20 protein-coding genes are annotated in these 20,878 nt (G+C 61.6%); 13 read left to right on the top strand and 7 right to left on the bottom strand.

The window, feature by feature from the left end; all coding sequences use genetic code 11:
- The first annotated feature begins 494 nt into the window (after positions 1-494).
- The 6 genes from AC3A4H_RS20865 (at position 495) to AC3A4H_RS20840 (ending at position 7,086) form a co-directional block, all read left to right on the top strand.
- Complete coding sequence (locus tag AC3A4H_RS20865) at positions 495-626, top strand: hypothetical protein (protein WP_487768427.1); 132 nt, start codon at positions 495-497, stop codon at positions 624-626.
- Positions 627-677: 51 nt separating this feature from the next.
- Entirely contained in the window at positions 678-2,303 is a 1,626-nt protein-coding gene (locus AC3A4H_RS20860) for a site-specific DNA-methyltransferase (RefSeq protein WP_487768426.1), read from the top strand.
- 5 nt (positions 2,304-2,308) lie between these two features.
- Positions 2,309-4,918: a DEAD/DEAH box helicase gene (locus AC3A4H_RS20855; RefSeq protein ID WP_487768425.1), complete on the top strand. Its 2,610-nt coding sequence runs from the start codon at positions 2,309-2,311 to the stop codon at positions 4,916-4,918.
- Positions 4,919-5,087: 169 nt separating this feature from the next.
- The gene (locus tag AC3A4H_RS20850) at positions 5,088-5,594 is read left to right on the top strand and encodes a hypothetical protein (RefSeq protein ID WP_487768424.1); all 507 of its coding nucleotides are present in this window, start codon (positions 5,088-5,090) and stop codon (positions 5,592-5,594) included.
- A gap of 322 nt (positions 5,595-5,916) precedes the next feature.
- Entirely contained in the window at positions 5,917-6,153 is a 237-nt protein-coding gene (locus AC3A4H_RS20845; protein ID WP_487768423.1) for a hypothetical protein, read from the top strand.
- A 369-nt stretch (positions 6,154-6,522) separates the two neighbouring features.
- On the top strand, positions 6,523-7,086 hold the full coding sequence (locus AC3A4H_RS20840; RefSeq protein ID WP_487768422.1) for a hypothetical protein: 564 nt from the start codon (positions 6,523-6,525) through the stop codon (positions 7,084-7,086).
- On the opposite strand, the gene AC3A4H_RS20835 is transcribed toward AC3A4H_RS20840, so the two are convergent.
- Both AC3A4H_RS20835 and AC3A4H_RS20830 read right to left on the bottom strand, forming a co-directional pair.
- On the bottom strand, positions 7,061-7,771 hold the full coding sequence (locus AC3A4H_RS20835; protein WP_487768421.1) for a helix-turn-helix transcriptional regulator: 711 nt from the start codon (positions 7,769-7,771) through the stop codon (positions 7,061-7,063). The two genes, AC3A4H_RS20840 and AC3A4H_RS20835, sit on opposite strands and share 26 nt — an antisense overlap.
- A 468-nt stretch (positions 7,772-8,239) precedes the next feature.
- Positions 8,240-8,758, bottom strand: a complete 519-nt coding sequence (locus tag AC3A4H_RS20830) for a hypothetical protein (protein WP_487768420.1) — start codon at positions 8,756-8,758, stop codon at positions 8,240-8,242.
- 401 nt (positions 8,759-9,159) lie between these two features.
- Here AC3A4H_RS20830 and AC3A4H_RS20825 point away from each other — a divergent pair, with 401 nt between their 5' ends.
- Complete coding sequence (locus AC3A4H_RS20825; RefSeq protein ID WP_487768419.1) at positions 9,160-10,476, top strand: hypothetical protein; 1,317 nt, start codon at positions 9,160-9,162, stop codon at positions 10,474-10,476.
- Positions 10,477-10,725: 249 nt separating this feature from the next.
- On the opposite strand, the gene AC3A4H_RS20820 is transcribed toward AC3A4H_RS20825, so the two are convergent.
- The 5 genes from AC3A4H_RS20820 to menC all read right to left on the bottom strand — a co-directional run bounded on the left by AC3A4H_RS20820 (position 10,726) and on the right by menC (position 14,524).
- Positions 10,726-10,851 carry a hypothetical protein gene (locus tag AC3A4H_RS20820; RefSeq protein ID WP_487768418.1) on the bottom strand — a complete coding sequence of 42 codons (126 nt, stop codon included), beginning with the start codon at positions 10,849-10,851 and terminating at the stop codon, positions 10,726-10,728.
- A gap of 678 nt (positions 10,852-11,529) precedes the next feature.
- On the bottom strand, positions 11,530-11,925 hold the full coding sequence (locus tag AC3A4H_RS20815) for a hypothetical protein (protein ID WP_487768417.1): 396 nt from the start codon (positions 11,923-11,925) through the stop codon (positions 11,530-11,532).
- 65 nt (positions 11,926-11,990) lie between these two features.
- Complete coding sequence (locus AC3A4H_RS20810; RefSeq protein WP_487768416.1) at positions 11,991-12,311, bottom strand: hypothetical protein; 321 nt, start codon at positions 12,309-12,311, stop codon at positions 11,991-11,993.
- Positions 12,312-12,629: 318 nt separating this feature from the next.
- Positions 12,630-13,361, bottom strand: coding sequence for a GNAT family N-acetyltransferase (locus AC3A4H_RS20805; RefSeq protein ID WP_487768415.1), 732 nt, complete (start codon positions 13,359-13,361; stop codon positions 12,630-12,632).
- Positions 13,362-13,390: 29 nt separating this feature from the next.
- Positions 13,391-14,524: an o-succinylbenzoate synthase gene (gene menC, locus AC3A4H_RS20800; protein WP_487768414.1), complete on the bottom strand. Its 1,134-nt coding sequence runs from the start codon at positions 14,522-14,524 to the stop codon at positions 13,391-13,393.
- A gap of 113 nt (positions 14,525-14,637) precedes the next feature.
- On the opposite strand from menC, the gene AC3A4H_RS20795 reads away from it, so the two are divergent.
- The 6 genes from AC3A4H_RS20795 to AC3A4H_RS20770 are packed head-to-tail and all read left to right on the top strand — an operon-like array spanning position 14,638 to position 20,867.
- Complete coding sequence (locus tag AC3A4H_RS20795) at positions 14,638-15,570, top strand: MurR/RpiR family transcriptional regulator (RefSeq protein WP_487768413.1); 933 nt, start codon at positions 14,638-14,640, stop codon at positions 15,568-15,570.
- A gap of 29 nt (positions 15,571-15,599) precedes the next feature.
- Entirely contained in the window at positions 15,600-17,168 is a 1,569-nt protein-coding gene (locus AC3A4H_RS20790) for an ABC transporter substrate-binding protein (RefSeq protein WP_487768412.1), read from the top strand.
- Between the two features lie 27 nt (positions 17,169-17,195).
- A complete protein-coding gene (locus AC3A4H_RS20785) occupies positions 17,196-18,122 on the top strand; it encodes an ABC transporter permease (RefSeq protein WP_487768411.1) in 927 nt (308 codons plus the stop codon).
- Entirely contained in the window at positions 18,119-18,967 is an 849-nt protein-coding gene (locus AC3A4H_RS20780; protein ID WP_487768410.1) for an ABC transporter permease, read from the top strand. Before AC3A4H_RS20785 ends, AC3A4H_RS20780 begins: the two co-directional genes overlap by 4 nt.
- Complete coding sequence (locus AC3A4H_RS20775; protein WP_487768409.1) at positions 18,964-19,923, top strand: ABC transporter ATP-binding protein; 960 nt, start codon at positions 18,964-18,966, stop codon at positions 19,921-19,923. The genes AC3A4H_RS20780 and AC3A4H_RS20775 overlap by 4 nt, the downstream gene beginning before the upstream one ends.
- Positions 19,920-20,867 (top strand): ABC transporter ATP-binding protein, encoded by a 948-nt coding sequence (locus tag AC3A4H_RS20770; protein ID WP_487768408.1) that lies wholly within the window; start codon positions 19,920-19,922, stop codon positions 20,865-20,867. The genes AC3A4H_RS20775 and AC3A4H_RS20770 overlap by 4 nt, the downstream gene beginning before the upstream one ends.
- The last annotated feature ends 11 nt before the right edge of the window (positions 20,868-20,878 follow it).

Here is a 20,878-nt window from a genome sequence, read left to right as displayed (position 1 = left end):
CTGTGTCCACAAATTGAAGGCCAGATTCAGGCCCGTACAGTGCATCGGGCGGGTGCTGCCGTATACGAACCCACCCCGAAACGGTCATGAATCCTTGTTCCTGGCGCCCGGCCGGAACTTGAAGTGCAGGCAGCCGGCACATTCTCGCGCGCAGGATTCATGCTGTCGTGCCGTCACTCTTGACCGAGACCGCCGAAGAGAACCCGGAGTGATCCGGGACCCAATCATGATGAGCATATCGGAGCGTTCAGCATAGCGCCGCCATCGGCGGGAACGCAGGAATTCGCACATCCGGCGATCGGTGCCCGATGGTAGCCACAGGAGCGTCAGCGAAGCGCCGCACAGGCTGGACGCGGGACAGACTGCCCCCGACGCCGGATTCCGTACCCAGTCCCGCCAGGTCATGGACTGCGTCCCCTTCGACCTTGCGTTTTATGGCCGCAAGGATTCTAAGTGAGGCACTGATTTGATGCCGGAAGATATGGGGACCAGAGATGACTGAACTGAATTTCAAGGGGAAGGAATTCGTCTACAATCATCATCTTTCCGTTCCATTCCGCCCCCTGGAAATTCACCCGGAAAAGGGCATCGGCGAGCCACGGCTTGACGGCAACCTGATCATCTAGGGCGACAATCTCCATGCCCTGAAGGCTTTGCTACCAATCTATGCGGGCAAGGTGGACTGCATCTTCATCGACCCGCCCTACAACACGGGCAATGAAGGCTGGACCTATAATGACAACGTCAATTCGCCGGTGATCAAGGAATGGCTTTCATCCAATCCTATCGGGATCGAAGACGGCCTTCGCCATGATAAGTGGTGCGCCATGATGTGGCCGAGGCTTCGGCTCCTCGAAGAACTTCTTTCGGAAGAGGGTAGCATCTGGATCACGCTTGATGACAATGAAGTCCATCGTGCCAAATTGATGCTAGATGAAATATTCGGCGAAGATCAATTCATCGCGAATCTAATCTGGGAAAAAACAACAAGCGCCAGGAATGACGCGCAACGTTTTTCGTCGGATCACGATCACATTCTGGTTTATTGCAAGGCACCCGATTCCATAACCTTGAACAGAATAGATCGCACGGTGAGTGCCGATGCAGCATATTCAAATCCTGACGAGGACCCTCGTGGCCCCTGGAGAGAGGGGGACTACAAGTGTGCCAAATCAGCGGAAGAGAGGCCGAACCTATACTACGCCATAACGAATCCGTTCACGGGCGACGATGTTTGGCCTCGGCGAGAGCGGGTATGGGCGTACAGCCCAGAGGAAACGGAAAAAAACATCCGTGAAAACCGCCTTTGGTGGGGGAAAACTGGCAATTACACATTTCCCAAGCTCAAGCGATTTCGATCGGATGCACCGTCTGGTCTGGTTCCGAGGACTCTTTGGCGGGCGGCTGAAGTGGAGCAGACACGAACTGCCAGAACTCAACTTCAGGCAATTTTTTCCGGAGAAAACCCGTTCGCCACTCCAAAGCCTATCGAGCTCATTAAACGTATCGTCGAATTGGCGACTATGAATGATTCCATTGTGCTTGACTCTTTCGCAGGCTCTGGAACCACTGGCCACGCCGTGCTGGAGGCGAACAAGCGCGACGGCGGCAATCGCCGCTTCATCCTCGTCGAGATGGAAGATTATGCGGATCGGCTGACCGCAGAGCGCGTGCGCCGCGTCATCAAGGGATATGAGTTCAAGGGTACCCAGAAGACCGAACTTCTCCGGGAACGGATAAGCTGGCGGACGCTGGAAAAGCCCAATGCCCTGACGGACAAGGCGCAGGGAATCGAGAACCTGCGTGGTCACGAGTTCGACCGGATCAAGAAGGAAATCAAGGATTCCGAGCTGATCGTGACCGGGGAAAAGACGGTTGCCGAGCGGGCGGAAGGTCTGGGCGGTGAGTTCACCTACTGCACCCTGGGTCCAGCGGTGGAACTGGATAAGATCCTTACTGGCGAAACCTTGCCGGACGTCGCGGCCCTTGGATCGGTGTTGTTTCACACAGCAACCAACCGCGCCTTCGATCCGGCAACGGCGGACCTCGATAAAGGCTATCTTGGCTCCAGCGGCGGGCAGCATATCTGGCTCATCTACAAGCCCGACCTCGAATGGCTGAAATCCCCGGAGGCCGCACTTACCCTGTCGAAGGCAAGGGAATTCGCTGCCGCGCACCCGGAAGACAAACACCTCGTTTTCGCTCCGGCTCGCTATGTTTCCCAGAAACTGCTTGTTGAGGAAAACATTGCCGTGGAGTTCGTACCGCTGCCCTTCGCGCTCTATCGCATTGAACGGAGCTGAGGGCGATGCTTCGCGAACTCGACTATCAGAAGCGCGTCCTGGAAACGCTGGACGCCTATCTCGACGTTCTGGGCGATGAGAAAGGCAAGGCCGACAAGGTGGCGGCGCTCGTCGCCGAACAGCCCGATCTCGGCATTGAGCTCCCGGACTACGCCAAGAAGGCATGGGAGCGAATGGGAGCAACAGGCACGTTGCCAACGTCGCGCGCCGCCATTCCCTTTTCGCCCAGAGCCGACGGCGTTGGCCGGACCGTGCCGAATGTGGTCTTCAAGATTCCCACAGGTGGCGGCAAGACCTTTCTGGCGGCCAATGCGCTCTCCCGGATTTTCGGACGCTTCCTGAACCGGAATACGGGATTCGTGCTCTGGATCGTGCCGAACGAGGCCATCTACAGCCAGACACTGAAGCGGCTGAAGGATCGGCAGGACCCCTATCGGCAGGTTCTGGATCGCGCCGCTGCGGGGCGCGTGAAGATCATGGAGAAATCCGATCGGCTCGACGCCCGCGACGTGGAAGGCCAGCTCTGCATCATGTTGTTGATGCTCCAGTCGGCGAACCGCGAGACCAAGGACACATTGAAGATGTTCCGGGACCGCGGCGACGTCGCGGGTTTCACGCCCCCGGAGGGCGACCAGAAGGCGCATACCGAACTGATCAAGGCCGTAGGCAATCTCGATTGCTATGATGATCTGTTCCCAATGGTGAAGGATTCGCTGGGCAACGCGCTGCGCATCATCCGACCCGTCGTTGTCCTGGATGAAGGACACAAGGCGGTTTCCGACCTCGCCTTCAAGACGCTCTACGGATTCAATCCACGCTTCGTTCTGGAACTGACGGCGACGCCGCACGATGTCCAGCCACGTGGCGGCAATGACCCCAGAGAGGGCCGTTATTCTAACGTGCTCGTGGAGGTGACGGGCCTGGAGCTTGATCGCGAAGGCATGATCAAGATGCCGCTCAATCTCATTCCCAAGCAGGGAACCGATTGGAAGAGCACGCTGAATGAATCCCTGAAGCAACTCGACTTTCTGGATGCCAAGGCAGCCGAACTCCGTGCGGATTCCGGGCGCTATATCCGCCCCATCATGCTTGTGCAGGTGGAACGAACGGGAAAGGATCAGCGAAACGCCGAATTCATCCATTCCGACGACGTGAAAGAGTGGCTGCTGACGGCAGGATTCGATGAAGCCGAGATTGCCATCAAGACGGCGGAAACGAACGACCTGAGCCAGCCGGAAAATCTCGACCTGCTGTCCCCTACCAACCCGGTGCGGGCCATCATTACCAAGTCCGCGCTTCAGGAAGGCTGGGACTGCCCCTTCGCTTATGTGTTGTGCTCATTGGCCGCCAGTTCCAACCTCAAGGCCATGACCCAGCTTGTGGGCCGCATTCTGCGCCAGCCGGCTGCCCTGAAAACCGGGGTTGCTGAACTGGACGAATGCTACGTCGTGACTCATCACGTTGGAACTGGTGATGTTGTAGCCGCTATCAAGGATGCCCTTGAGAGCGATGGCTTGGGTGATCTTGTTCTGAAAGTGGCGCCGACCGAGGCTCCCGGAAACGTCAGAAGCAGTCGCACCATCCAGCGCCGCAAGGACTTCGCATCGACCGACATCTACCTGCCCCTAGTTCTGCATGTGCATGGCGAGCATGTCCGTCCGCTCGATTACGAGACGGACATTCTCGCCAATGTGGACTGGCGTGGCTTCGATCCCAGGAACATCGCCGACGGGATACCGGACAACGCACATCGGCCGGAGGGGCAGATTCAGCGCATCAGCCTGACGGACGCTGACGAGCGGTTCAAAGCGGAGCGGATAGCAGCGGCTGCGGAAAGCCTTGTCTTCGATCCTTCCTACGCGGTGCGGATGATTTCGGACCTCGTGCCGAATCCATTCGTGGCCCGAGCAATCGTTGGGAAATTGGTCGACGCCCTTGTTGCGCGCGGCTTCACCATCGAGAAGATCGGAGAGCTTGCCGGGCTGATTGTCGGGGAAATGCGCCGCAAGTTGGACGCCGCCCGAACAGGACTGGCAGAGAACCTGTTCCGGGAGAGGGTCAAGGCCGGAAAGATTCAGTTCCGGCTGCGTCTCGACAGCAGCAACTGGCGGATGCCTTTTGAATACGAGATGCCCGAGCCTGCGAGCTTGCAGCATCTTCCCCGGAGTGATGGCAGCCCCCTGGAGAAAAGCCTGTTCTCTCCAGTCTTCGCCAATGAACTCAATGGCGACGAACAGCAGGTTGCCGTCTATCTGGATGAAGACAAGGCCCTGAAGTGGTGGCATCGCAACGTCGCCAGGACGCAATACGGCTTGCAGGGCTGGAAGCGGGCGAAGGTCTATCCAGATTTCGTCTTCGCTGCCAATCGGGACAATGGCGGTGCGCGCATCACTGTCTTGGAGACCAAGGGCGATCAGTTGGACAACCTCGACACCGCCTACAAGCGCGAGCTTCTGAAACTTCTCTCGGAAAGCTTCGCCTGGGATGCGACGGTTCCCGCCGGACAGCTCCAGCTCGTGCAGAATGACGGCGCAACGGTAGAATGCACGCTCATCCTCATGAGCGAATGGAAATCGAAGTTGCCGGAGTATCTGAACGGCGGCGACGTCGTGTAATCACCCCCGGATTTGCGCCGGTCCTTCTGCTGCCTCATCCTTTCTGGAAGGATTGAGGAGGTCACGCATGGTCGGGGGACTCAAGCGCAGAAAGCGACGGCGAACATGCGTGGATTGGATGCGTCGGAATGTTGCCAGACGGCAGCGACGCGATCCGGCGGCGAAAACCATGCTCCAATTGCTCGGCCTATTGTCGGCTGCGCTGGCGCTGCTTCCGGAAAGTGCCGTCGCCACACTTCCGGGACGCGGAAATAATTTCCGCCCGGATCGCCGAACACCGCCCGCGGATTACGAGCTTGGCCCTGATGCATGGGCCCGAGAACGCGGCATTGAGCCGATCTGGTATCCCGTCGACCGACCAAAGCCTCGCCCTTCCTGGAATCGTCTGGTCAAAGACCTGAAACGCCGATCCGGCAGGGACCGCGCGCGGGCCATGATCGAAGAGTGTGTTCCGCCGGAGGCCCTGGAGTGGTTGCGAGAGATGATAAAGACCGAGGACTGGATCGCGCTGCGCATCATCGGGCATGACTGCACCAACGAGGAAATCCGGGACCGGGCAGCTCTGGCAGCAATGCGGTGGGAAATCGAGCGCCAGACGACTGCAATGACTTCTTCGGACCCGACTGACGATGCAGGCGCCGCCGCGCCGCCACCCGCTCCAAGGCCGAGATTCTAGCTCAGACGGAAGGGAGGGGTGGCATCCGATCGGGCGGCATAGGCTCTCATCGCGACTCGCCGAATGGGCGGGGCGTACGCTCGTTGACCTCTGACATGTCCGATCCTCCGTTGCCTTGCACTCCAAAAAGGATGCTGTCAGGCCAAGACCGGCGCAAATCGCGCAGCAGAAGATTTTTAGAGGGGGAATCTACGGACCCGCCTAGCTCATCGCGGTAATGATTCAGTCATACTTTCTGGGTGTCGCGGAAATGATTTCCGTCAGCTTGGGCTCGACCATCGAAATCCTCTATAGAGACCTTATATTTCAAGGAGTTGACTAAATGCTACGCACCTCCAGAACCATTCGTGGCAAGGTTGCTGACTTGATCGTCGAAGAGTCGAAATCCATCGATGGTGACGGGAGGTTGAGTTGGTATGTCGCAGCCATCTACGTCCGCGAGCGCGGCTCGGTGCGGCCGCGCTTCATCCGAAAGACGAGGCTGCCTGAAACTGCCGACGTTCTGGCAGCAGCTATACAGCGTCACGGACTCCGCGCTCTTGGCGCCGCGACGGTATGAAGACGCATTGTTGACACCAACGGCTTCCGACACGATTAACGGCCTCGCGCGCCGTCTAGTACGCAATACAATCAGATAGATGAGTCTGTTGACGCCTCCCCGCAAATGCGAGCTCGATGACCGCCGCCATTCACAGGGAGACACCAAAATGGCGACCACCGTCATTCTGCCGTGGACGGCAACGAAGCATCCGAGACGGAGGCGACCTTCATCATGCGCTGCTCCTGCCGGCGCCATGAATGCCGTCAGGCCGCGACCGGCGCAAATCGAGCACCAGGGGTTGCTAGAGGGGGAATCTACGGATCCGCCTAGCTCATCGCGTTAGTGATTCAGCGATACTTTCTGGGCCGCGGACAAGGAGCGGGAACAATGAATCCAGCATCGAAACTTCAGTACGGCGACCGCTTCGGTGGGGGCGTGCAGAAAATCGCGGTTTTCATGCGGAGAATTCTACTGGCGGCGATGATGCTGGCACCCTCAGCCGCGTCAGCCGAAATGTTCGACCACAACGGTTCGCTGATGATCGTGAACTACGACTGGAGCGACATCCGTTACGACACGCCAGGCGATCGAATGGGATCGCTGGTCAGCCCCGGTGATCCGGCTTTTACGGGGCACATCGAGCGTCGTGGAAAAATCGAAGGTACCGCTTACGTCTACAAAAAGGGCTGCAACTTCATTTTCTACAAGGTCTCTGGCCGCTATGACCACGCCGTTCCGGGCTACGTCCTGACGGGTGCCGCTCCCATTCGCGCGAAGAAGGGATGCGGCATCGTCGGCTACACGATGAAGTCACCGAATGCCCGGCTGGTCTTCGTGGACATCGTAGAGAAGGAAAAGCGGGAACAGGACGGCTACGCCAAAGCAGTCTACGAGGATGAGTCCGATCCGAACTGGATGGATGGTTTCAACGACCCGACGGCGAAGAAGTAGTAGCGGGGCGAAATAGCGCCTGGCCGCCCCCCTTGTGACCAACCTGAGTGGCGACGAGCTTCGCCACCAGATGGACCAGGTTCTTGGCATCAAACCGATCCTTCAGCTTGTCAATCCGATGCTCGATCGTTCTCGGCGACAGATTCAGGAGCCCGGCGATCTCCTTCGTGGTCTGGCCTTCGATCAGTAGCTGAATGATATTTTCATCGGTGATGTCGGTCTTCGCAGCCTGCATCGGAGACACAAAGAAACGCCCCTCGACCAGACTGATGCACCAGGCGGGCTTCTCACTGCATTTCTGTGGCAGGATCAGGCGCTCGTAGCCAATCCGGACACCGAGAAGCCTCGTCCTGACAAGCTCAAGCGTCGGGCGCCCAACCTCCAAGGCTCGCGAATACGCGGGAATAATCGCGTCGTCTATGAAGCTTCTATTGAGGTCACGTAGGACGGCATCGGGAAATTCACGCTTCATCAAATCCAATTGGCGGCTTTTGAAGCCGAAATCCCTGACCCGACGAAAACCCCAGTCGTACGGATCATCGGCCACCGTCGTGACCACGGAAAGCGCCATTTTGACGCTCAGCCTGTTCGCTACCCCAGAATAGAGACTGTCTGGAATCGTCGTTTGGTCGGACTGCAACCATGCGTCGATGAGACTTTGAGAAAGCGAATTGAATGAACCCATGTCTGTATGCGCCGCCCGAAAAAATATCTTTTTGTTTCAACCGTGTATACGCATAGTCGTTAGCAAACGGTAGCAGCGATACCCAAAAAACATTCTGTAAATCGTCAGTTGATCCCGCCCAGAAGTACGCCTCAGACTTTCGTCATGCAACGAAAGCAAGCAATCAGCGCGACATTTTGCAGATGATCGCGTCTGCCGTTCCCGCTCCTGTCGCGACGGCACTCGGTCGCGTGATCCTTGACCGCGAAGCAGGCAACTCCGCCCCTGAGATTTTGGGAGGATTCCTGCACTGGCTGGTGAAGCGCGGACGATCCAAGGCTTCCGCCCGGAACGTCAAGGCAGCGGCGCGGCGGAGGTGGCTTGAAAAGCCCTACTATGTGGTCAAGAGGGCAACGAAAAAGGGGAGGTCGCCGCCCCCCTCCTCGTCATGTACGAAGAACCAAATACCGAGAGATCTTCCCTGGGGACTCAATGGCCTTCCGAATTTCGATCCTGTACCGCAAGCGTCGGAATCCGTCCGAAATCAGCGCGGCGACGGCCAGACCAGACCTGCCAGCCGCTGCCAGCCAGAAGCAGAAAGAGCGCGATGCAGCCGCCCGGAGCCAGGGATACGCCGCCGATCGCTGACAACCGTTGGGCGTTCACCGCCCCCAGCATCTGCGTCATTTGCTGGTTTGCCCTGCCCATTTCGTTCATGCCGTTGAAGAGCATCAAAGCGGCATAGACGGCGATCCCGATCGCGATGACCAGCCCGACAATCTCAAGGGTACGAATGTGTGGCTGCGCCTGAGGCGCAAACCGCGCCGCAAGTCCGGCCAGAAAGGCTAGAGGAAGAAGAAAAGCGATGCCGCCCAGAAGAAAGGGCGAGGCAAGCGACACACCGGCGCCTCCGAACATAACCTTGACGTTTACAATCGGGAGCGCCACAGACGCGACCGAAAACGCGGCAAGCACCGCCGCTTGAATATTTCCGTTCTTCTCCACCAAAGGAAGAGAATTTTCCTGAGAAGTTGTCATAATCAGCCCCATAGTCAGAATTTAGAGAGAAAGCGCCTCGCTCTCGAAAGACAAATTCCAGGCTAAAACTTGGATTTATGGAAATCTCAGAGGGTAGAAATACCGTCGTGGAAGCGTCATGAGGGTACGGAAGAATGTAAAGTTAACGTCCGATGAAGCCTGCCCAGGGCAATATTTCTACTTCGGAACAAAGCAGAGTAGGCTCGCCATCATGCGGCAGTGAGAAGCGTGTGGAATTAGCGTGTGGAGTCGGATGGGTAAAGACATCACCCGACTTGAGAATCGCGCTCCACGAGTCGTTTAAACGCACCGGAATGTTGACGACGGGGCCAATCGGCCCCGTTCCCGGTTCTTAGGTCACGACGATAACAATGGATGCCGTCGCCGCTGCGTCGGCTACATCCGACGCAAGCACTGACACCGAGTACGCGCCCGCGATCTGTTCGACCAGCTATCCGGCCAGTCGCCGCGTTGAAGGTCGCCCCTTCCAGAAGGGCTCCGAGCAGCAGCAACGACACCTCCGGGTCGGCCCGGCAACGACCGGCCGCAGATCGAGCTCCCCGCCCACCGACACCGAGGCCTCGTCGGCCATGCACAATGAGAACCCTGCCGGAGCTTCCCGCGGCAGTGTCGGCATTGAAGTCGCAGCAGGCCACGGCAGCACCCCAGAAGACGGTGCCCGCCACACCACCTCTCCTGCATGGACCGGCACAGCCACGATGAATACCAGCGGCAGCGCGGCAGCGCGGATCATTCTTTGCCCCAATCCATGCCGTCGAAGTCGAACCGCCGACATCGCCCCATCCGCTCCAGTCGAAGCCCAGCGGCCCGCCGCATGCGGTGAGGTCGGCAGCTTCGAAGACAAGGGACGCGCAGCCGCCCATGTCTGGCTTATCGGTCTCAAGCTCGCGGGCAAGCTCCCGATCGACGGCGACCACCCGATCACGAGCAGACGTAGGCAGCCCGAGACGAGCGAGGAAATCGACAAGGCTGGGGCTAGTGAGTGTGATGGTGGCGGTCATGGCTTCGGCACATTCGAGTCCGGATCGTTGGAACCCTCCGTCTCCGGAGTCGGCGGCGGCTCTGGTGTAGGTTCTGGTGGCTCTGTCTCGACTGGCGTGAGGATGCCGATGAAATCCGCCAAGCATGTTCATCTGCCTGCCGTAAGATCGGCGAAGACCGCCCATGCGCAGGCCGTCATTGCTGCCGATGCCGTCATGTCGGCGCGCCGCGAACCGCTTCGCCGCATCTCCTATTCCCGCCGCAACGGATGGTGGACGGAAAGCAGCCGTTACCGCGGCCGGGAGTTCACATATGGTGCGGTCGTGTCCGCCGTGGATGCCCTCCTTGCCGCCGGAATCCTTGTCGATCACGATCTACAGCCCGGAGGGCGGGCGACCGGGATTCAATCGAGTTACCGCCCCCCGCCCTGTCTAGCTGGCACCAGCGCCCCTAAACTCCGCCGTGCATCGGGCGAACTGATCCGACTGAAAAATTCGGCGGGTGCCCTTGTCGGCAATAGGGATACCGAACGGACGCATCGGGAGCGTATGCTCAAGGAAGCAGCCGCACGTCCGAATAGGGAAATGGCGGGCGCGTCCCCGATTTCAGGCTATCCGCCGCTTGCGGTGCATAACCGCCCCGGATGGTCGAAGGCATGGCGCCGCCATCGTCGAGGAAGCATCTGAGGTGGGTGCCCTGCCGGATCTTCTTCCGCCTAGCCGCTTCAGATACGGGCCAGGATCAAGGCTGCTAGTGCGCTCCGGAGAATGACCCTTGCCATGCGGGTATCGCTTCGGGTACATCGCCGGGTATCGCAATTTCCGCAATGCAGATGGGCTTTTACCAGAGGCCTTGGAAACGCGGGTATCGCAGGGCTATCTGGGGGATAATCCCTCCCTCTCCGCCAATCATGTCAGAAAAGTTATATATTCCAATCAGATGAATTCATGCTGGCGGGAGACCCGCCATAGTGCCCGCCTTCCTAGGATCGCCATCATGGTGAGGTCGAAGTCGAAGACATTCAGGAAGAACATGGCGCCCACCGCCTGGCCGAGCGACATCCCCGGCGCCCGATTGAACGACAGCGTGACCGAGGGGAACTGCCCCTGATGGGGCCGCGCTTCTGCACACGCTGCGCATCGGCCGAGGCGGCATTTCCATCATCGCCGTTTTGACGGAGCGCCGCCATGCCGCTGCCGACGCCGACAATGGCACGAAAGAAAAATATTCCGGCTGTTTTCACCGTAGACGCATTCTAGAGGGGCCTACGCATTCTAAGTCGCAGCGAAGTGACAAACCGCCTAACGTTGTCCCTTTGCAGTTCCGGGACCACTCTCAACGTTTATCGATGCCCGACGACGGCATGGCCCGGCGGCTCAAGCCCGCTGGCCCGAGAGGCCCACACCCTTGATCGGCAGACCGCGCGGGCGGGTCCCGATGCTTTCGCAGCCTTTCGAAAAACCCGTTCGCGTATTGGTTGGAATTGGGTTTGCCAGCCTAGTCGATAATACCACGGACGCCTACGGAGATTCTGTAATTAGGCTTTATTGCAGCCAAATTCTAAACGCCGAGATGTCGGGGCTGGGCCGAAAGCCGACCGGCAGCTTCCGGGTCAGCGCCGCGATGGAGCAGACGTTGCCTACCGCCGGCCCGCGGACCCTTCTAGGACATCGGACCTGACCCGTAGCTAGGTGTCGGTGCCGACCGGCGTTGTTCCATGAAGCGGCTCATCCACCGGGTCAAGCGACCAGTGTTGTTCTCCCCTGCGATCCGGCGCCCGTCCGGCAGGAGCACTCTTCGGTTGTGAGAGTCAACAACCGCCCGTTCCGAGCAACCAGCGTGGTCGCGATCAGCCTGTCGATGAACGCTTCAGCGTCGAGCCCTTCACTTGCTATGAAGCTGAGAAAATCAGGATCGTCTGCGTCGATGTCCTCGCGACACATAATCACGAATTGAGTCGCGTCCAATTCAACGGGCGACCAAGCTTCCCGGTTGGGGCCATCGGCAAGCTGTTTGTTCGTCAGATCATAGCTGTGGTATCGCCATCCCCAGCCCGAAGGAGAGGCGGCAGACTGAGCTGGCTCCGCGTCCAGCAGCGGCGCCAAAGCTTCGACGTCGAGGTCCTCACCAAACAACGGCTCAACGGAGTGATCGTAGGACAGCCGAGTCCACAGCAGCTCGAGGACGAGCAGCAGCGGGTTCAGGTGAGAGAGCGGGCCATGATCGGCCAGCGTCCGTTCGTCTGCCGCGGAGCGCGATAAGGGTACCCGCTCAGCTTCACGAGCGATCCGCCCTTCGCCACGACGAGATTGGGACCGCTAGTGCCGCCGCGCCCATCTACCACGAGTCCATCGACAACGTGAAGGTCCAGGCCGTCCGGGACCGTGTGGAGGAGCAATTCGCGGGTCAACCCCTCATACATGCCGCCGATCAAGGTCGGATGCTTGATATCGCTCTTGCCGAGCTTCTCCGCTTCTGCTCGGGCGAGTTCGCCGAGCAAATCGGCAAGGGTGGTAATCACGACGGGACCATCCTCATGTTGCGCATGCCGTAGGGGCCGAGTTGGTGGCCGCCGCGCGTTGGACGCTGATCCAACGCAGCAGCGCCTCAATATCATCCGCGGGTGCGGGGAGAGGCAGCGAAGTCGTCGATCTGCAGCGCGAACGCCGTCAGCAGTAACGGCTGAGTGCGCAACGCCTCGACGAGAAGGTTAGCGCGCATCTCCTGCGAATAGAGCGTGAGCCGAAGCCCCGCCGGGCAACCCGCGGCGCGGCGGTGCCCGGGGTGGCCCGAGCTTTCCTACCTTTTCAAGGCGTGACATCATCAGGTTAACCTGCCGTCATCCCTTACAGCCGCATCGCTTCCGGCCAGAATCGTCAGCCGTGCTCGATTGCTCATCGGCCAGAAGATAGCACCGTTTGTTCCTGTCGAAATCAACGATCGAGCGCCCCTTTGCGAATGCCGTCTGCAACAGATCGCGTAGCCGGTTGCGCAGGTCGCGGGCGTGACCGGGCGCCGTTTTCGTCAGTTGCTCGAGGTCTTTCGGAAGGGAAAGCGGTAGCGGTGTGGCTGGCTGCAAAGGGCGCTGCCCACCCCGCGCCAAGGCGGCGACCACCGGGGCTTCGAGGTGCCAGTCCACCAGAAGCCGGTCGGAAGCGAGGCCGCGGTTGATCCCTTCCATCTCGCCATAATAATCCTCGAGATAGGTGTTCGAGGTCGCCGCCAACTGATGGATATTCAAGACGGCGTTCACTGCGCGCAAAGGATCGAATGTCCAGCGAATCAGGGTGATGCCCCGCGCCAGGCACCAGCTGCGTTGATAGCGCTTGAGGCTGACGCCGAGGCCGGCGCCGCGCGCCATCGGCCGTACGGCGAGCCGATGCGAATGCTGGATCGAAGGGTCGCGCGTCGGAAAGCCGAAGACGTAGCCGAGAAGCTGCCCCTCCGCAAAGGCGCCGCCGGCGAGGCCGCCTTCGGCCTGGATCACCATCATCAAATCGGCCGGATCGGGCAGGTCGCCCTGACCCCAGACTTCGCGCTGAAGGGCCTCGGCAGCGCGGAATTCCGCCATGCCGGACAGTTCGCGCAGGACAACGCCGCTCATGGCCGAAATTCCTGCCGCGACAGGGTGGCGGTGGCGAGATAATGCTGGTCCAGCGTAACGCCGATCCCGGGACCTTCAGGCACCGGCATCCGTCCATCCCGGGCTTCGAGTTTCTGCTCGATGATGTCGCGGGTAAAATAGCGGCTGGCCGAGGAGGTGTCGCCGGGCTTTGTAAAATTCGGCAGCGTCGAGAGGTGGATGTTATGCGCCCGGCCAATGCCCGATTCAAGCATTCCTCCGCACCAGACCGGCACGCAGAAGGCTTCGCACAGATCGTGGATGGCGCGCGCCGCCGCATGGCCGCCGGCCCGCCCGACCTTGATGTTGATCACCCGTGCCGCATCCGTTTGCAGCGCCTTGCGCGCGTGCTCCACCGTGCGGATGCATTCGTCGAGGCAGATCGGCGTGCGGACGCGCGATTGCAGCGTGGCGTGATCGTGGATGTCGTCCCAGGCCAGCGGCTGCTCGATGTAGTCGAGGTCGAATTCATCCATTCGCCGGATCAGGTCGCTATCGGCCAGCGTGTAGCTGCAATTCGCATCCGCGGTCAGATGGGCGTCCGGGAATTCCTGCCGAACGGCCTTGAGGAGCGCGATGTCGTGGCCGCGCATCACCTTGAGTTTGATCCGCCTGTAGCCCTGCCGCACATGGGAGGCGACGCTGTCCAGCGTCGCGGCTATCGGCGCGATGCCAAGCGAGACGCCGACGTCCACCGCCTCGCCCTCGCCGCCGAGGACGGTCTGGAGCGGCATGTCCAGCGCCTTGGCCCACAGGTCCCAGAAGGCCATCTCCAGCGTCGCCCGGGCCATTAAGTTGCCGCGCCATGGCGCGAGAGCCCGCGCCAGCGATGACGGATGGGCGAACGCCTTACCCAGAACCTGCGGCAAAAGCACGGTCGCCAGAAGGTCCATCGCCCCGGTTACCGTCTCTTCCAGATAATCGGGCAGCGTGTCCATCACCCCCTCGGCGTAACCTTCCAGCCCGCCCGAGCGAAGGATCAGCAGCGGGAAAATCTTCTCGGTCATCGTACCGGTGGCGATGGTGAACGGGTTCACCAGCGGCAGCCGCACCAGGCGCAATTCGGCGCCGTCGATGCGAAGGGGCAGGCGGGTGGACGTGAAATCGGGCATGGCGGGCATCCTCAGCAGTGCGCTTCCGAAGCATCCTTACAGTTTACTTGCATTGTTGACGAGGTGAAAGATTCCTGTCACGCTCAGTCAACTAACACGGGAGGGGAGAGCCGGTGGGCCGCTCGCAGGAGGCGCAATCTAACGGTACGGCCGATCGGACGGCCTTTGACGGCAATCTACATGACCGTCTGACCGCAGCCGTGGAAGGCGGCACGCCTTCGGAGCGCGCGCTGGCGCATTATCTGCTGGCCAACCAGTCGTCGCTGCCATTCGAGACCGCGGCGACGCTTGCCCGCAAGGTGGGGGTGTCCGAGGCCTCTGTCGGTCGGTTCTGCCGTTCCATCGGCTACCGCCATCTCAAGGACATGAAATCCGGCCTCCAGGCGGATCTGGGCGACAAGCCCTGGCTCATCGGCGATCGGCTGAAGGATTTCCACCGCCGCAGTCGCGAAGGCGGGGCGGAACTCGCGCGGGCGCTGGAACGCGAGATTGCCGCGCTTGTCACCGTATACGAGCTTGCGGCGACGCCGGCCTTCGAGGCGGCGATCGAGCGGCTGGCGCGGCGGCGCTCGGTCTTCATCGCGGGGTTCCAAACGGAGCGCGGCCACGCTGTCGAGTTGGCCCACAACCTGCAGTATCTACGGCCAGGCGTGCATCTGGCAGATGTCGCGGGCGGCCATTTCGCGGAAATTCTGCTGGGAGAAGCGGCCGAGACCACGCTCGTCCTGATCGATGGGTTGCGCTATTCGCGCCTGACGCACGATCTGGCATTGGCCGCGCGCGACGAGGGGATTCCGGTGACGCTGATCACCGATCCCTATTGCGACTGGGCGCCCGGCGTCGTTACCGAACTGTTCGCCGTGCCGACCGATCTCAATCAATTCTGGGACGCCACCTCGGCCATGTCCTCCCTGATAGGGCTGATGGTGAATGGCGTCTTTCGCGAGCTGGGGGCCGACGTCGAAACCAGGATTGCCCGCGTTTCAGCCCTCTACGACGAGTTCGTCGGCCATATCGTTCCCGGGCGCAGTCCGGGCAAAAAGTGAACCACAGGTTCCAACACAGAGGAAACGCCATGACCTTTCCCTTCCGCAAGACCTTGATCTCAGCCTCCGTCAGCCTTGCCGCGATCTTCGCCGCCCAGGCCCAGGAGGCGGTTTTCGTCGCTCCCAACAGCGAAGTGGGGATACCGACGCTGGATCCGATCCGGGCTAACAATCTGGGCCGCGGGACGGTCCTGATCTTCGACCGCCTGGTGAGCCAGGCAGCGGACCTGTCCTATCACCCCTGGCTTGCGGAAAGCTGGGAAGAAGCGCCGGACGGCATGGCCTGGACGTTTCATCTCAAGAAGGGCGTGACATTCCACAACGGCAAGCCGTTCGACTCCGGTGCGGTCAAGGCCTGGCTGGAACAGTTCAAGGCCAGCGAGAACGCCTATATGAGCGAGGCGATCGCCGAGGTTCAGGTGATCGACGGCGACACGGTGAAGTTCGTGATGGCGCGGCCGGAGCCCAACCTGCTCTACAATCTGTCTTCGAGCTACATGTCGGTCGTCGAACCGGAGTCCAGGGCCGCGCTCGGCGAGAATTTCGGCGTGACCGAGGTGTATGGCACCGGTCCGTTCAAGCTGGAAAGCTTTACGATCGGCCAGGAGACGGTGCTTGTTCGCAACGACGATTACAATTGGGGTCCGTCTCTGGCCAAGAACGCCGGGCCGGCGAAGATCGCCAAGCTGACGCTGCGCGAAATCGCCGAGGATTCGACGGCGCTGCTGGAACTCAAGACCGGCGGCGTCGACCTACTGCTGAGCGTTCCCGCCGACCTCACTACCGAGGTGGAGAAGAGCGCGAACCTCGCCGTCCTGACCATGCCCGGCGAGGACGTCTACTACATGCCGATCAATGTCACGAAGGCCCCCTTCGACGACATCCGCGTGCGCGAGGCGGCCTCCAAGGCGATCAACCAGGAAGAAATCCTGGCCTCGGTTTTCGGGGGAGTCGGATCCGTGGCCGACACGTTCCTGATTTCGGCCTTGCCGGAAAGCCATGTCTCCGACAGCGCCAGGATCCACTACGATCCTGACCGCGCGAAGGCGCTGCTGGACGAGGCCGGCTGGCAGATGGGTGAAAACGGCGTGAGGGCCAAGGACGGAGCCCCCCTGAAGGTCAGCCTGTGGACGCAGTCGGATTCAATCTTCCGCCGCCTCTCCGAAGTGATCCAGGCGCAGTTGAAGGCGGTTGGTATCGAAGCCGACATCACCACCTTCGACAGTTCGATGATCCGCGACCAGTACAAGACCGGCAACCAGCAACTGGCCGTGCGTTCCTATAACTGGGACAATGCCGACATCGTCGACTGGTTCTTCGGTGCCGACCGGCTGGGTTATCCCAACGTTTCCATGTTCAACGACCCCAAGGCGGAAGAACTGCGCGCAAGAGCCATGACCGGCTCGAAAAACATGGAGGAGCGCGTGGCGAATTTCACCACCTATCATGACTATGTGCTGACCCAGTTCCCGATGGCGCCGATCTATCAGCCAGTCCAGGCGGTCGCCTACAACAAGGACCGCCTGGTCATGCCTGAAGAGATCAATGCACCGGGCATCAGCACGGTGGCGATAATGGACATGGAGGTGAAGGAGTAGGCGCGACGGCGGCAAGGGAGGACCGGCATGCTGCCGTGGCTGATCCGCCGTGTGCTGATGCTCGTGCCGGTTTTCCTGGCCGTGTCGGTGGTGATCTTCTCCATTCTCCACTTCATACCCGGCGACCCAATCGACAACCTGTTGAAGGTCGGGTCGCCGGCTTCGGCCCGCGCCGAGATGGAGGCGCGCTACGGTCTCGATCGGGCGCTGCCGGTGCAATACGGCATCTGGCTTGGAAAGGTGCTCCAGGGGGATCTCGGCACGGCCATCGTGGCGCGCCGGCCGGTTGCCGAACTGATCGCGCAGGCGATGCCGCATTCCTTGCGCCTGGGCGGCCTGGCGCTGCTTTTCTCGAGTGTCGTAGGGATAACGCTAGGGATCATCGCGGCGCTCTGGCGCGACCGCTGGCCGGATCGCGCCATCATGGGTGGCGTGCTCGTTGGCTCCACCATGCCCAACTTCTGGCTGGGGCTGATCCTGATGCTGATCTTTTCAGTCTGGATGGGATGGTTCCCGGTTTCCGGCGCGCGCGGCTGGAACTCGCTGGTGCTTCCGGTGCTGACGATCGGCCTCGGCGGCACCGCGCTGGTCACGCGCATCACCCGCGTGGCGATGATCGAGGCCGTCAGGCAGGACTTCGTCACGCTTCTGCATGCCAAGGGCCTGCCGCCGTGGCGCATCGAACTCCTTCACGTCCTTCGCCACGCGCTGATCCCGGTGGTGACGATCCTCGCGCTTAGGATCGGCTGGATCCTCGGCGGAGCGATCACCGTCGAGGTGGTGTTTGCCCGTCCGGGTCTCGGGACCCTGCTGATCAAGTCGCTCGGTCAGCATGACTACCCGGTGGTGCAGGCGTGCCTGCTGATGCTGGCGATGGCGGTGATGCTGGGCACGCTCCTGGGCGACGTCCTGCAGGCGATGATGGATCCGCGCGTCAGGGCGGCGATGGCATGAGCGCGTGGCCTGCCCCGTTGCGTGCGCTGCGCTGGCCGGTCGGCGGCATCGCCGGCGCGTGGCTCATCCTTATCGTCGCAGCGGCGCTTTTCGCCCCGGTGATCTCGCCCTATGCCTATGACGCGCAGGCCTTGAAGGAGGCCTATGGCTCGGCCTCGGCGGCCCATTGGCTGGGCACGGACGAGTTCGGGCGGGACCTTTTGACCCGCCTTATGTACGGCGCCCGCACATCGCTTTCGGTCAGCGCCACCGCCATATCGCTATCGGTGGCATGCGGCATGGTGCTCGGCGCGGCCGCGGCGTGGTTTGGCGGCCGGTTCGACCGCACGGTGACGGTGGTCGTCGACCTGACCTGGTCCTTCCCGGAGATCCTGATCGCGCTGATCCTGGTCGCCATCATCGGCCCCGGCACCACTGGCACCATGATCGCCATCGCTGTTGCCTATCTGGCGCAGTTCACCCGCCTGACCCGGGCCCAGATCATGACGCTGAAGGGGGAGACCTTTGTCGAGGCGGCGCGCAGTCTCGGGGCCGGCAACACGCATATCCTGCTGCGCCACCTGTTGCCCAACGCGTTCGCCCCCGTCCTCGTCGCGGCGATGCTGGCCACGGGCGATGCGATCATCCTCGAAGCGACGCTCGGCTTTTTCGGCCTTGGCGCGCAGCCGCCGGTGCCCTCCTGGGGCGGCATGATGTCAGCCGGCTCGGCGCTGATGTTCAAGGCGCCCTGGATCATCATCTTTCCGGGCCTTGCCGTGGCGGCGACGGTGCTGGCGATCAACCTTTACGGCGATGCGCTGATCTCCGAACTCGATATCCGTTCGAAGCTGCGGGGTGCCGGATGAGTCCGCTTCTGGAACTCTCGGGCGTCAGCGTCGCCATCGGCAATGTGGCGCTCCTCGACCGCATCAGCCTCAGCGTCGAAGCCGGCCGAATCCTCGGCCTCGTCGGTGAAAGCGGCTCGGGCAAGTCGCTGACCACCATGGCCGCGATGGGGTTGTTGCCGCTGATCGGCGGGCGCGTCACGGAAGGCGAGGTGCGCTTTGCCGGACGGGACATGGCCGCGATGAGCGAGGCCGAACGCCGCGCGCTGCGCGGCCGGCGCATCGGTTTCGTTACCCAGAACCCGATGACCGCCCTCGACCCGGTGCAGCGGATTGGGGCGCAGGTCGATATCGTATCGCGCCTGCACCTTCACCTGACGAAAGCCGCGGCGCGCGCCCGCACGCTGGACCTGTTGACCCAGTTGCGCATTCCCGACGCGGCAGCCGTGGTCGATGCCTATCCCCACCAGCTTTCCGGCGGCATGAAGCAGCGCATCGTGATCGCCATGGCGCTTGCCGGCGAACCCGAGTTGATCATCGCCGACGAGCCGACCACGGCGCTCGATGTCACGGTGCAGGCCCAGATCATCCAGATACTCGGCGCTCTGGTGCGCGACCGCGGGCTGGCGCTGCTGCTTATCACGCATGACATGGGAGTCATCGCGCAGATCTGCGACCGGGTCGCGGTGCTCTATAGCGGCCGCCTGGCCGAAGAGGGGCCGGTCGGCCCGATTTTCGCGGCCCCCGCCCATCCCTATACCGCCGCCCTGATCGACTGCATCCCGCAGGAAGGGACCGCCAGGGGCAGCCTTCGCGGCATTCCCGGCGCAGTGCCCTCGGCCCTCGCCTTCCCGACCGGCTGCCGCTTTCATCCGCGCTGCCGGCGGGCGACCGGAATCTGCCGGGACAACGCCCCGCCGCTTCTACACCGGGACGCGGCCAGCGTCGCCTGCCACCACGCAGGGACCGCGCCGTGACCGCCCCCCTGCTCCGCATCGAAGGGCTGACGAAACGCTTCCGGTCCGGCGGTGGCCTGTTCTCACGCGAGCGCGCCATGATCGCGGTACGCGATGTCTCGCTGGAAATCGCCCGTGGCGAAGTGCTGGGCGTGGTCGGCGAGAGCGGCTGCGGCAAGTCCACGCTGGCCCGCCTGATCCTGCGGCTGATCGAAGCGACCAGCGGTCGCGTCGTCTTTGACGACACCGAACTGACCGCCCTGTCGGCGTCCGCCCTGCGCGCGATGCGTAAGCGCATGGCGATGGTCTTTCAGGACCCCTATTCAAGTCTTGATCCGAGGTTCACCTTGGCCAGGGTGCTGGCCGAGCCCTTCCGTGTGCAGGGCCGTGTCATGCCGCCGGATGCCGTGGCCGCCATGCTCGCCGCCGTCGGCTTGCCGGAAACGCTTGCGACCAGTTACCCGCACCAGCTTTCCGGCGGGCAGCGCCAGCGCGTCGGCATCGCCCGCGCCCTGGCCCTGCGCCCCGATTTCGTCGTGCTGGACGAGCCGACCGCCTCGCTCGACGTCTCGATCCAGGCGCAGATCATCGCGCTTCTCGCCGATCTGCGCGACAAAATGGGGCTGACCTACCTGTTCATCAGCCACGACCTCGGCCTCGTGCGCTATTTCTGCGACCGCATCGTGGTGATGTATCTCGGCTCGGTGGTCGAGGTGCTGCCGGATACCAACGCCGCGCCGCGCCACCCTTATACCGATGCGCTGATGCGGTCGGGCTTTGCTCCCGATCCGGCCCGCCGGCGCGAAATCGCGCCGCTTGGCGGTGAGATTCCCAGTCCCTTTGCCTTGCCTGCGGGATGCGCCTTTGCGACGCGCTGCGCCTTTGCGTCTGACCGCTGCCGCAGCGAGCGGCCGGTGCTGTCACAGGACCCGGCCCATCCCGTTGCCTGCTTCCATCCTCTTTGAAAGCCACATCC

Source organism: Pseudaminobacter sp. Soil_N_29 (assembly GCF_057656055.1).
The sequence above is the reverse complement of the archived record's forward strand: the minus strand, read 5'-3'. Positions and strand labels throughout refer to the sequence as shown.

Bases quoted from the DNA above. Each gene is read 5' to 3' on its own strand.
- AC3A4H_RS20865 (WP_487768427.1), top strand. From the start codon at position 495: ATGACTGAACTGAATTTCAAGGGGAAGGAATTCGTCTACAATCATCAT.
- AC3A4H_RS20855 (WP_487768425.1), top strand. From the start codon at position 2,309: ATGCTTCGCGAACTCGACTATCAGAAGCGCGTCCTGGAAACGCTGGAC.
- AC3A4H_RS20850 (WP_487768424.1), top strand. From the start codon at position 5,088: ATGCTCCAATTGCTCGGCCTATTGTCGGCTGCGCTGGCGCTGCTTCCG.
- AC3A4H_RS20845 (WP_487768423.1), top strand. From the start codon at position 5,917: ATGCTACGCACCTCCAGAACCATTCGTGGCAAGGTTGCTGACTTGATC.
- AC3A4H_RS20840 (WP_487768422.1), top strand. From the start codon at position 6,523: ATGAATCCAGCATCGAAACTTCAGTACGGCGACCGCTTCGGTGGGGGC.
- AC3A4H_RS20835 (WP_487768421.1), bottom strand. From the start codon at position 7,771: ATGGGTTCATTCAATTCGCTTTCTCAAAGTCTCATCGACGCATGGTTG.
- AC3A4H_RS20825 (WP_487768419.1), top strand. From the start codon at position 9,160: ATGGATGCCGTCGCCGCTGCGTCGGCTACATCCGACGCAAGCACTGAC.
- AC3A4H_RS20820 (WP_487768418.1), bottom strand. From the start codon at position 10,851: ATGTCGCTCGGCCAGGCGGTGGGCGCCATGTTCTTCCTGAATGTCTTC.
- AC3A4H_RS20805 (WP_487768415.1), bottom strand. From the start codon at position 13,361: ATGGCGGAATTCCGCGCTGCCGAGGCCCTTCAGCGCGAAGTCTGGGGT.
- menC (WP_487768414.1), bottom strand. From the start codon at position 14,524: ATGCCCGATTTCACGTCCACCCGCCTGCCCCTTCGCATCGACGGCGCC.
- AC3A4H_RS20790 (WP_487768412.1), top strand. From the start codon at position 15,600: ATGACCTTTCCCTTCCGCAAGACCTTGATCTCAGCCTCCGTCAGCCTT.
- AC3A4H_RS20785 (WP_487768411.1), top strand. From the start codon at position 17,196: ATGCTGCCGTGGCTGATCCGCCGTGTGCTGATGCTCGTGCCGGTTTTC.
- AC3A4H_RS20780 (WP_487768410.1), top strand. From the start codon at position 18,119: ATGAGCGCGTGGCCTGCCCCGTTGCGTGCGCTGCGCTGGCCGGTCGGC.
- AC3A4H_RS20775 (WP_487768409.1), top strand. From the start codon at position 18,964: ATGAGTCCGCTTCTGGAACTCTCGGGCGTCAGCGTCGCCATCGGCAAT.